The sequence below is a fragment of the Arthrobacter sp. ISL-28 genome, from assembly GCF_018613875.1.
Lineage (GTDB): Bacteria > Actinomycetota > Actinomycetes > Actinomycetales > Micrococcaceae > Arthrobacter.
Window position 1 is genome coordinate 139,544 of record NZ_JAGGPJ010000010.1, and the last position, 10,515, is coordinate 150,058.

Sequence of the window (10,515 nt, forward strand, 5' to 3'; positions counted from 1 at the left end):
CACCATGGCCCAAAATAGCCGCTCCGCACAACGCAGCCAAGCAATACAGCGCTCGTGGACCAAGGAGCGCAAGATCTACCTCGCGGTGGGCGTCCTCGCCTCCTTGGTCGGCGTCCTGCTCATCGCGTTCTCGCTCTAGGCATCATCTGATTGAAAGCGGCCGCCGGTCTCAGGTCGCCGCTGCTTTGCCCACTGATTTTCTATTACTTGCTCAACGAGGAGTTTGAATGACTGTCACAACAACTACATCCGCCACCAGGGAGTTGCTGGACTCCCCGGTGCTGAAGTCGGCCATCTCCAAGGCCTCCTTCCGGCTGATGCCGATGCTGGTGATCCTCTACGTGGTGGCCTTCCTGGACCGCACCAACGTGGGGTTCGCCGAGGCCGCCCTCGAGGTGGACAAGGGCATCACCGCCGGCGCCTACGCCCTCGGTGCCGGCATCTTTTTCATTGGCTACGCCCTGTTTGAGATCCCGTCGAACCTGCTGCTGACCAAGTTCGGCGCCAAGGTGTGGCTGGCCCGCATCGCCATCACCTGGGGCATCGTGTCTGCCTGCTTCGCCTTCGTCCAGGGCGAAGCCTCGTTCATCATCCTGCGGTTCCTGCTCGGCGTCACCGAAGCCGGGCTTTTCCCCGGCGTGATCATGTTCCTCGCCGCGTGGTTCCCCAACAAGGTCCGTGTGAAGATGTTCGCCATCTTCTACCTGGCGCAGCCCTTCTCCCAGATGATGGGTGCCCCGCTGTCCGGCTGGCTGATCAACATCGGCGACCAGGTGCCCGGCGTCCAGGGCTGGCAGGTCATGTTCTTCGTCGAAGGCATGCTCGCCGTCGTCGCCGGCATTGCCGCGTACTTCTTCCTGATCAACAGCCCCCAGGATGCGAAGTTCCTCAACCAGGACGAAAAGAAAGCTCTCCTCGACGTCATGGCCCTCGAGGACAACGTCAAGGAAGAATCCGGACCTCGTGGCGTACTGGCTGCCATGCGCAACGGCCGCGTCTGGTACTTCACCGTCATCTACTTCTGCCTGCAAATCGCTGTCTACGGTGTGACGTTCTACCTCCCCCAGCAGGTGGCGCAGCTGACCGGCCAGAAGGTGGGTCTCGCCGTCGGTCTGCTGGCCGCAATCCCGTGGTTCTTCGGCATCTTTGCCTGCTACTTCATCGGTAAGGCCGCCAATACTGTCATCCGCCGCCGGACTTGGGGCACCGGGCTCTTCATCTCCACCGGTCTCTGCATCTTCGGTTCGGCGTGGGCAGGCGCCAACCACGTTCCGGCTCTGGGCATCCTGTGCATCAGTCTCGCGGTCTGCAGCTTCCTCTCCATCGGGCCCATCGCCTGGTCCTACCCGACGGCGTTCCTCACCGGAACCGCGGCCGCCGCCGGCATTGGCCTGATCAACTCGCTGGGCAACCTGGGCGGCTTCGTGGCGCCGATCCTGCGTACCTCGGTCAACCAGATCACCGCGTCCGACACCGGCACCATGGGCGTCTACGCGCTCGGTGTCATGCCGTTTCTGGCTGCTGCCATGTTGTACGGCACGCGTAAATTCAAGAACAAGGCCGACGACCTTCTCGAGAAGTAACTCAGGAAGACACAGGAAAGCAGTAATCCAGAATGACGCAGCCCAGCCCAGCCAGCACCGCAAGTCAATCCACCGCGGACGCCATCTACGTCGGTGTCAGCACCAAGATGTACCTGGGATACCGGGACAGCCTGCGCTGGCTGGGCGAGCTGCGCCAGGAAGTGGACACCCGACCGGCCCTCGCGGCCGGGCGGGTGGTCCCGTTTGTCATCCCTTCCTTCCCCGTGCTCCCGGCGGCTGGCGACATTCTGGCCGGCTCGCCGGCTCTTCTCGGCGCCCAGGACTGCGGCTGGGCGGACGGTCCGTGGACCGGCGAAGTGTCGCCATCGCTGCTCGCCGAGCTGGACGTCTGCCTCGTGGAGATCGGCCATGCCGAACGACGCCGGCACTTCGGTGAGGATGACGCCATGGTTGCGCTCAAAGTCAGGGCAGTCGACGACGCCGGACTCACCCCGCTGCTGTGCGTGGGCGAGGAAACATCGGGGCCCGGTTCCGGGACGGACGACGGCACTGGTTCCGTGGCTGCACCCGCCTCGGCCGAAACCACTTCGGCCGAAACCACTTCGGGCGCGGCCACTTCTGGCACGGCCGCAGGCGCCGCCAGTTTCGTTTACCGGCAGATCGAGGCAGCGACCGGCGGAGACTGGGAGCTCGCGTCACGGCTCGTGATCGCTTACGAACCTGTCTGGGCCATCGGCGCCGCCGAGCCGGCAAGCGCGGACTACGTGACCGCCGTCGTACGCTCTCTGCGCGGTCTTCTTGCCGACCACCGGCTGGAGAGCGGCCGATCGCCAGGCAACGTTCCCATCATCTACGGCGGTTCCGCCAAGCCTGGACTGTTGCCACAGCTCGACGGCGTCTCCGGACTTTTCCTCGGCCGATTCGCCCACGATGCCGCAAACTTCGGCAAGGTACTGGATGAAGCAATAGCACTTGCCGGGGACCATTGACAGAACCTAAGTCCGAAGTCCACGATGCTGGAACGGGGGTGTCAGAAGGGTGGATTTGCCATGACCGAGCCGGACCTTGAAGAGCGCAACGCGGAGTCTCTCCTAACTTTTCACCCAGCCTTCGAGGCGGCGTTCCAGGCTGCCAGAAAGAGCCTCCGCGAGGGTGGCATCCCCACCGGTGCGGCATTGGCGCGGGGCGATGTGGTGATCGCCAGCGGCCACAATGAACTCGTACAGCACGGGGACCCTATAGCCCACGGCGATATGGTTGCACTTCGGACCTTTGGCCGCCAACGAACGCACCGGGACATGGCGCTGTACACAACGCTGGCGCCCTGCGCCATGTGCAGCGGCGCCATCATCCAGTTCAAGATCCCCAAGATTGTGGTGGGCGAAGCGGAGACATTTCCGGGAGAACTGGACCTGCTGCGATCGCGGGGCGTCGAAGTAGTGGTCCTCGACGACCCCCGGTGCATCCAGATGATGCGGGCCTTCCAGCGTGAACATGCGGGGCTCTGGGCGGAAAACATCGCGGAAGACATTGACGAATAGCCGGTGTGCCGAATAGACGGTTTGCCGAGTAGTCCGTCCGGTCGCGGATTCGGGAACGGATTGTCCTAGGACGGGATTCTCCTAGAGGAACGCTTCCCGCCCGGTTCCTTCGCTGAGGACGAGTTCGCCGTCCTCGATGGACACCAGAAGGCTCCGCGGCCGGCCGTGAAGCTTCTTCTCGGCGCTGAGATTCCGGCTGGTCACTTCAACGCCTACGGTTGCGCCTTTCGCCGGCAGCTCCACCGACACCTCCTCCGCCATCCCCAGCAGTTCACGCGTGGTGACGTCCCGGTCGTACCGGGCCTCCTTGCCGTTCACCGTGATGGCGACCTCATCCTCGTTGAAGCCGTCCTGAAGAATTATCAGCAATTCCTGCATAGCGCGCCGCCTAAGTCGATGACTTCCGCTGCCTATTGTCACTACATCACTTAAGCCCGGCCGGGCATAGTCCCTTTTTCTTGCCGGGAACGCGCTATCTATGCCCGGCATGACCAGTCCGAATGCTGAGTGAGGCAAAATGTTCGTGTGACCCAACTCCCGCAGCACCCGTCCGCGCCCGCCCCTGCACCCGCTTCAACGGCGGCGAAAGCCCCTGAAGCCCACGGCATGGCCGGCGATCCGGCAAACCATATCGCCGCCCAGATCGCCAACGAACTCGGGGTAAAGGCATGGCAGGTCAAGGCAGCCGTGGACCTGCTCGACGGCGGATCCACCGTCCCCTTCATCGCCCGCTACCGCAAGGAAGCCACCGGGACGCTCGACGACACCCAACTCCGCGAGCTCGACGAGCGCCTGCGGTACCTCCGCGAACTGGAGGACCGCCGTCGTGCCGTCCTGGAGGCGATTGCCGCGCAGGGCAAGCTGACCCCGGAACTCGTGGCCGCCGTCGTGGCCGCCGACACGAAGTCCCGGCTGGAGGACATCTACCTGCCGTTCAAATCCAAGCGCCGCACCAAGGCGCAGATCGCGCGCGAGGCCGGGCTGGAGCCGCTCGCGGACACGCTGCTCAGGCGCCCCGAGCTGGATCCCGAGCGGGAGGCCGCGAAGTACCTGAACACCGAACACGCTATTGATGATGCTGCAGCAGCGCTCGCCGGTGCCCGCGCCATCCTGGTGGAGCGGGTCGCGCAGGATCCCGATCTTGCCGAGACGCTGCGCGAGCGGCTGTGGGCGCAGGGGCGGATGGTGTCTCGCGTCAAGAAGGGCAAGGAGACCGAGGGCCAGAAGTTCGCGGACTACTTCGAGTTCTCCCAGGCGCCGAGCGGGATGCCGTCCCACCGCATCCTCGCGCTGCTGCGCGGAGAGAAGGACGGGGTACTGGAACTAGACCTCGCCGAGGCTGATCCGGCCGACGACGACGCTCTCGTCGCCGCGCGCGCCCGGTACGAATCCGCCGTGGCCAGGTTCCTCGGGGTCGCCGACCGCGGCCGGCCCGCAGACGCCTGGCTCCTGCAGACCGCGCAGGTGGCGTGGCGCTCGCGCGTGCTTGCCCGGCTGACCGCTGATCTGCGCGGACGGATGTTCGCGGCTGCTGAGGATGAGGCCGTGCGTGTCTTCGCGGCGAACCTGCGTGATGTGCTCCTGGCCGCCCCGGCCGGCAACCGGGCCACCCTCGGCCTGGATCCGGGCCTGCGGACCGGTGTGAAGGTGGCCGTGGTCGACGGGACCGGCAAGGTGGTGGCCACGGACACCGTCTATCCGCACGCGCCGGCCCGCAAGTGGGACGAAGCCCTGGCGACGCTGGAGCGGCTGGCGCGGAAGCACGCCGTCGAACTCGTGGCGATCGGTAACGGCACGGCGTCGCGGGAGACGGACAAACTCGCTGCCGAACTACTCAAACGGCTGTCCACGGAGTCCGGTGCTGCTGCCGGTGCCAGTGCCGCATCCGGAGTGAAGCCGCAGAAGCTCGTGGTGTCCGAGGCCGGCGCATCCGTGTATTCCGCGTCTGCGCTGGCCTCGGCCGAGCTGCCAGGCATGGACGTGTCCCTCCGCGGTGCGGTCTCGATCGCGCGGCGGCTGCAGGATCCCTTGGCCGAACTCGTGAAGATCGATCCGAAGTCGATCGGCGTCGGGCAGTACCAGCACGACGTCACCGCCGCCAAGCTGGACCGCAGCCTGGACGCGGTGGTCGAGGACTGCGTGAATGCGGTGGGCGTGGACGTGAACACGGCGTCGCCGGCTCTGCTGAGCCGCGTGGCCGGCGTTGGGCCGCTGCTGAGCGAGAACATCGTGGCCTACCGCAACGAACACGGCCCGTTTGCCAAGCGCAGCGAACTCAAGAAAGTGCCGCGGCTGGGCGCGAAGGCATTCGAGCAGTGCGCCGGGTTCCTGCGCATCACTGGGGGAGCGGAGCCGCTGGATGCCTCCAGCGTCCACCCGGAAGCGTACCCGGTGGCCCGGAAGATCATGGCGGCTGCAGGAGCCGGCGCTTCTGGCAAAGCCGCGATGCCCAGCGCAGGCTTGGCCGGAGCCAGTTCGCTGAACCCGCAGGACTTCGTAGATGGGACCTTCGGGCTGCCGACCGTCCGCGACATCATCGCCGAGCTGGAAAAGCCAGGCCGTGATCCCCGGCCGGCGTTCAAGGCGGCCACCTTCTCGGAAGGAATTGAGAAGATCTCCGACCTGAAGCCCGGGATGGTCCTCGAAGGGACCGTGACCAACGTGGCGGCATTCGGTGCCTTCGTCGACGTGGGCGTGCACCAGGACGGGCTGGTGCACGTGTCCGCGCTCGCCAACCGGTTCGTGTCCGATCCGCGGGAAGTGGTGAAATCTGGCCAAGTAGTTCGCGTCAAGGTGCTTGAGGCCGATCCGGAGCGGAAGCGGATTTCACTGACCTTGAGGCTCGACGAGGAACCGGCACCTTCCGGCGGGCGGGCCCTGCTTGGCGGCCGGGCATCTGCCAATACTCGGGCTCAAGACCGCGGGAACGGAACACCTGGCGGGAGGGGCCAGTCAGGCGGGCGGACGCAGTCGGGCGGGCGGCCGCAGTCCGGTGGGAGCGGCCAGGCAGGCGGGCGGACGCAGTCCGGTGGGAGCGGCCAGGCAGGCGGGCGGACGCAGTCTGGCCAGGATGGTCAGCGCGGCGCTAGGCAGGCAGCGCCCGGGGCCGGGCAAGGCACCCCGGTAAAGCCAGCCCCCGTCAACACCGCGATGGCGGAAGCGCTTCGGAGGGCCGGACTCGGCAAATAGGGTTCGGGAGCCATAGCTGGGCGTCCGGGATTACGTCCGGGATTAGAGACCGGACGGTTTCGTGGGCGCGGTGTTCCAGGCGGTGCTGAACCGGGTGCCTACAGTAGCCCCATGAGTTTCGTGCCGCCTGATCCGTTCACAACCCGTCCCACGCTCCAGGGCACCTTCGGCATGGCGGCGTCGACGCACTGGCTGGCGGCCGCAACCGCGCAGTCTGTGCTCGAACGGGGCGGCAACGCCTTCGATGCTGCCACGGCCGCGGCTTTCGTCCTGCACGTCGTGGAGCCCCACCTCAATGGTCCCGGCGGCGACACAACTGGCGTATTCAGCACGGCCGAGGCCCCCGGCAGCCCCGTTGTACTGATGGGCCAGGGTCCGGCTCCGGCAGGGGCAACCGTGCAGCACTACCGGGGCGAAGGACTGGAACTCGTGCCCGGATCTGGCGCCCTCGCCGCTGCGGTTCCTGGCGCCGTCGATGCCTGGCTTTTGCTCCTGCGGGACCACGGAACGTGGGAACTGGCGGAGGTGCTCGACTTCGCGATCAGCTACGCGCGTGACGGGCATCCGGTGCTGGGCCGGGTCTGCGGCACCATTTCGGCGGTTTCGGAGCTGTTCCGGGAACACTGGCCTACATCGGCCGAGCTGTGGATGCCGGAGGGACGGATCCCGGAGGACGGTGAGCTGATCCGGAATCCGACCCATGCCCGCACCTTGCAGCGGCTGGTCCAGGCCGGGGCGGGCATTGGCGAGGCGGTCGGTTCAACCGCTGCCCACACGCGCGAGGCGCGGATCGATGCCGCCCGCCGCGAGTGGAGTGAGGGATTCGTGGCCCGAGCTATCGTCAAAGCTGTACAGAGGCCGCACCGCCACTCATCGGGGACCGACCACCGCGGCGTCCTAACGATGGCTGATATGGCAGGATTCCACGCGGGCTATGAGGAATCAGCCACCCTGGAGTTCCGCGGCCACACGATCGCCAAGACCGGACCGTGGGGGCAGGGGCCGGCCCTCCTGCAGATGCTGGCCATCCTCGAGGGCTTTGACGACGAGCACCTCGACCCGTCCACGGAGCTTGGCGCCCACACCATCCTTGAGGCTGAGAAGCTCGCGCTTGCTGACCGTGAGGCGTACTACGGTGATGCGGACGTGCCGCTGGACTATCTGCTGTCCGCTGAATACGCGGCGGAGCGCCGGAAGTTGATCACTGCCGACGCGTCCCACGAGTTCCGCCCCGGGCACGTCCCCGGCCGGGAACCATACACCCCAGCCCTGCGCACGGAGTACGTGCCGCCAGCGCTCGCCGCTGACGACGCCGGTTCGGGCACCAAGGGCGGGGCCGCGACTGGTGCCGCTGCTTATGGTGCCGCTGCCGGAGTGGGCGAACCGACCGTGACGGTGACGGGGGAGACCCGCGGCGACACGTGCCATATCGACGTCGTGGACCGCTGGGGAAACATGATCGCCGCCACTCCGTCAGGGGGCCGGCTTCAGTCGTCGCCCGCAATACCGGAACTTGGCTTTTGCTTGGGTACACGGCTCCAGATGACATGGCTCGAAGGGGGAACGCCGTCCACCTTGACCCCGGGCAAGAGGCCACGGACGACGCTGACACCAACGCTGGTGCTGCGCGGCCGCATGGCCGTCACCGCGCTGGGCTCACCCGGCGGGGACCAGCAGGACCAGTGGCAGCTTCTGTATCTCCTGAGGACCATCGTCGGCGGGTACTCGCCGCAGCAGGCCATCGACGCGCCGGCGTTCCATACGACGTCGATGCCGGGCTCGTTCTGGCCACGCACCTGGGTGCCGGGCGGCGCCGTCGCCGAGGACCGTCTCGGCGGCGAGGTCATAGCGGGACTGGAGCGAAGGGGTCACCGGGTCACTCGCGCCGGTGACTGGACGCTGGGACGGCTGTCCGTCGTCGTACGTGATCCTGCGACTGGAGTCCTGGAGGCCGCAGCGAATCCGCGCGGCGCGCAGGGTTACGCCGCCGGGAGGTAAGCAGGCATACGCCGACGGTGGGTTCGGCTAGTCCGCGGTCCCTTACTCCTTGATTCAGCCGGTCACGATTTCGTTCAGGGCGAGAACGTTCCCTTCCGTGTCTTGGAGGAATGCCGACTTTACCGCGCCAAAGTCCATGACCTCTGCGGTTGCCTTGCCTTCAACGCCGGCGAAGCTGCCAGCGCCCGGTGCCAGAAAGTTGGCACCGCGGCTTTTCAGTTCTGCGACAAGCCCTTCGATGTCCTCGACCATGAAACTGACTACAGGGTAGGTCGGCGGTACACGGTCGGGGATCTCACTGAGGGCGATGCTCGAACCCGAGGCAGCCCCGAACACCATGGGATCGTCGGTGGGTCCCGTGAGGAGATCAAGGCCCAGGATATCGCGGTAGAAGTTGCGTGCCCGGTCACCGTCTTGGGCCGGCAGGATCGGGTTGACGTAGAAGCGGTTGAGCATGCAGTTCTCCTTGGTCTCTGGTAACTTCCGGCCGAGTGGATAGGCGGCTTGCAGCGGGCGCTTCAATCCTTTCAGGCGTGGCGGGGTTTCGGGTCTGCGGGCTTTCTGTAAGGGTAGGAATATGAATTACTTCCTGGAGTACACGGTTCCCGCTGGCCCCGACAACGCCGAATTCGAGTTCCCGTACGACGAAATCCGGACGGGAAACACCATCCCGCTCTCGGAGACGGACGCAGAGATAATTCACACTCCGGAGCTTCCAGCGCGAACCGGAATCGTCGGTGCCTCAATCCCGGAGGCCAAGCTCGAAGCCGAGCAACTCATCATCCACAGCCGGGCCACCGAGGGGGCGCTCTACGAGGATCCGTCCAACTCGCTTCAGGCAGGCGTTGGTAGACTTGTCGCCACTTTTGTGGAGGGCCGCGGCTGGCAGGACGCCTGATCACCGTTTAGCTAAACGCAGTGGACGCCCGAAGCTGGTGTCGACTCCTGGGGAGAACAGGACCGATTCGGGCGGTCCGGAGACGGCGATGCCTGCGGCGGCGATGAGCTGATCATCCAGCAGGGTGAGCTCCGCTGGGTACAGCGTCCAAGGGGGATGCGTGTTGGGTAAATAGAGCGTGCGTCCGCGCAGTCGGGTGTGCAAGCCGAAGCGCGCAGTGAGAAAGATGGATAGCGGATCAGTTGCTTCTCTGTCGAGGGCAGGGCTGGCGGCGAAGTCGGACGTAGCGCCGTTCCGGAATCTGCGTACTGAATACCCCATGGCGCGGTTGAGTTCCAGACTGGGACGGAAGCTGGCATGCGACCACACATAGGGAATGCTGGCAGCCCGGGCGGCCAGGACGAAGGCCAGCCGTGGCGCGTCCAGACTCAGGAAGACCACTCCTCGCCGGCCACCCGGCTCCCGGGAGTACAACCGGACGTTGACTTCGGTGAAAGTACCGAGGTAAGGGACGGCGAGACCACGTCCAATGGTCGTCCGCTGCATTCGGAAGGCAACGATACCCACCCATGAAGTGCCGTCGTGAATGTCCGCGCGCACTCCCCGGGGCATTTTGGCTGCGGCTACTGTTTCAGGGATCCGCCAGTGCAGAAAGATGGCGTCTCTCCATCGCTGGGTCATGATGACGGGCTGTGGCAGCGTGGGCGGCTGTGGCCACGGGTCATGTCTCATTGGTAGTGGGTTTCATTGGATGACAGGTTTCCCGGTGTCCGGGATGCGCTGCAGGTTGTCCACTGCCTTTATTCCTTTACGCCACGACGCGGGGCATTGACGCCGCGACACCGTTCGGATGACGGTGTCTCTGTTGTGTAGCGGTCGCCTCTGTTGTCCAGCGGTCGCTGCCTGCGACCGTTACACAGGACGTGTGCCCTCATGACGGGTGTCCTTGGTGTTGGTTCGGTTATGCGCCGAGCCTAGCCCCGCCTGCCGCAAGGAGGAAGTCTTCGCTTTGCGGGAAGAAAAGACACGGGGAGACCGAGGAAGAGCCGAGGTGATCGTTTGAGTGGATCATCCTGTAGACGACGATGGCTGTGGCTCGCGTTCCACTTCTCGCCCCTTGGACCCTCACGGGCGAGGAGTTTTTCACAGCCATGAGTCGGAGGCATTGGCGATAACTCCAGCGACGAGACTGCCACGAGACCCGCGCGGCTCTTGGACCCTACGTTTGACGACCCCGCACGGCAATTAAACCTAAACCCTTTCGGCGATGAGACCAGCTCAGCGACGCAACCTCACGCTGACGACACCTTGCCCCGAAGACCTATGTTCTGTGGTGGTGGTTGCG

10 protein-coding genes are annotated in these 10,515 nt (G+C 65.5%); 7 read left to right on the forward strand and 3 right to left on the reverse strand.

Going from position 1 to position 10,515, the window contains the following annotated elements; translation table 11 throughout:
- The first annotated feature begins 4 nt into the window (after positions 1 to 4).
- The 4 genes from J7E80_RS24240 to J7E80_RS08620 all read left to right on the forward strand — a co-directional run bounded on the left by J7E80_RS24240 (position 5) and on the right by J7E80_RS08620 (position 3,085).
- Positions 5 to 139: a hypothetical protein gene (locus J7E80_RS24240; protein WP_285291832.1), complete on the forward strand. Its 135-nt coding sequence runs from the start codon at positions 5 to 7 to the stop codon at positions 137 to 139.
- 88 nt (positions 140 to 227) lie between these two features.
- A complete protein-coding gene (locus J7E80_RS08610; protein WP_215051048.1) occupies positions 228 to 1,583 on the forward strand; it encodes an MFS transporter in 1,356 nt (451 codons plus the stop codon).
- Positions 1,584 to 1,615: 32 nt separating this feature from the next.
- Positions 1,616 to 2,533, forward strand: a complete 918-nt coding sequence (locus J7E80_RS08615) for a triose-phosphate isomerase family protein (RefSeq protein WP_215051049.1) — start codon at positions 1,616 to 1,618, stop codon at positions 2,531 to 2,533.
- A 60-nt stretch (positions 2,534 to 2,593) separates the two neighbouring features.
- On the forward strand, positions 2,594 to 3,085 hold the full coding sequence (locus tag J7E80_RS08620; RefSeq protein WP_215051050.1) for a nucleoside deaminase: 492 nt from the start codon (positions 2,594 to 2,596) through the stop codon (positions 3,083 to 3,085).
- An 81-nt stretch (positions 3,086 to 3,166) separates the two neighbouring features.
- Here J7E80_RS08620 and J7E80_RS08625 read toward each other — a convergent pair whose 3' ends face one another.
- On the reverse strand, positions 3,167 to 3,463 hold the full coding sequence (locus J7E80_RS08625) for a hypothetical protein (protein ID WP_215051051.1): 297 nt from the start codon (positions 3,461 to 3,463) through the stop codon (positions 3,167 to 3,169).
- 147 nt (positions 3,464 to 3,610) lie between these two features.
- Here J7E80_RS08625 and J7E80_RS08630 point away from each other — a divergent pair, with 147 nt between their 5' ends.
- The gene (locus J7E80_RS08630; RefSeq protein WP_396020736.1) at positions 3,611 to 6,274 is read left to right on the forward strand and encodes a Tex family protein; all 2,664 of its coding nucleotides are present in this window, start codon (positions 3,611 to 3,613) and stop codon (positions 6,272 to 6,274) included.
- A gap of 111 nt (positions 6,275 to 6,385) precedes the next feature.
- On the forward strand, positions 6,386 to 8,272 hold the full coding sequence (locus tag J7E80_RS08635; RefSeq protein ID WP_215051052.1) for a gamma-glutamyltransferase family protein: 1,887 nt from the start codon (positions 6,386 to 6,388) through the stop codon (positions 8,270 to 8,272).
- Between the two features lie 54 nt (positions 8,273 to 8,326).
- On the opposite strand, the gene J7E80_RS08640 is transcribed toward J7E80_RS08635, so the two are convergent.
- A complete protein-coding gene (locus tag J7E80_RS08640; RefSeq protein ID WP_215051053.1) occupies positions 8,327 to 8,728 on the reverse strand; it encodes a VOC family protein in 402 nt (133 codons plus the stop codon).
- Positions 8,729 to 8,849: 121 nt separating this feature from the next.
- Here J7E80_RS08640 and J7E80_RS08645 point away from each other — a divergent pair, with 121 nt between their 5' ends.
- Positions 8,850 to 9,170: a hypothetical protein gene (locus J7E80_RS08645; RefSeq protein ID WP_215051054.1), complete on the forward strand. Its 321-nt coding sequence runs from the start codon at positions 8,850 to 8,852 to the stop codon at positions 9,168 to 9,170.
- On the opposite strand, the gene J7E80_RS08650 is transcribed toward J7E80_RS08645, so the two are convergent.
- Positions 9,171 to 9,851 (reverse strand): YqjF family protein, encoded by a 681-nt coding sequence (locus J7E80_RS08650; RefSeq protein ID WP_251036638.1) that lies wholly within the window; start codon positions 9,849 to 9,851, stop codon positions 9,171 to 9,173.
- Between the last annotated feature and the right edge of the window lie 664 nt (positions 9,852 to 10,515).

Excerpts from the sequence above, each read along its gene's own strand:
- J7E80_RS08610 (WP_215051048.1), top strand. The coding sequence starts at position 228 with ATGACTGTCACAACAACTACATCCGCCACCAGGGAGTTGCTGGACTCC.
- J7E80_RS08640 (WP_215051053.1), bottom strand. The coding sequence starts at position 8,728 with ATGCTCAACCGCTTCTACGTCAACCCGATCCTGCCGGCCCAAGACGGT.
- J7E80_RS08625 (WP_215051051.1), bottom strand. The coding sequence starts at position 3,463 with ATGCAGGAATTGCTGATAATTCTTCAGGACGGCTTCAACGAGGATGAG.
- J7E80_RS08620 (WP_215051050.1), top strand. The coding sequence starts at position 2,594 with ATGACCGAGCCGGACCTTGAAGAGCGCAACGCGGAGTCTCTCCTAACT.
- J7E80_RS08645 (WP_215051054.1), top strand. The coding sequence starts at position 8,850 with ATGAATTACTTCCTGGAGTACACGGTTCCCGCTGGCCCCGACAACGCC.
- J7E80_RS08635 (WP_215051052.1), top strand. The coding sequence starts at position 6,386 with ATGAGTTTCGTGCCGCCTGATCCGTTCACAACCCGTCCCACGCTCCAG.
- J7E80_RS08650 (WP_251036638.1), bottom strand. The coding sequence starts at position 9,851 with ATGACCCAGCGATGGAGAGACGCCATCTTTCTGCACTGGCGGATCCCT.
- J7E80_RS08615 (WP_215051049.1), top strand. The coding sequence starts at position 1,616 with ATGACGCAGCCCAGCCCAGCCAGCACCGCAAGTCAATCCACCGCGGAC.
- J7E80_RS24240 (WP_285291832.1), top strand. The coding sequence starts at position 5 with ATGGCCCAAAATAGCCGCTCCGCACAACGCAGCCAAGCAATACAGCGC.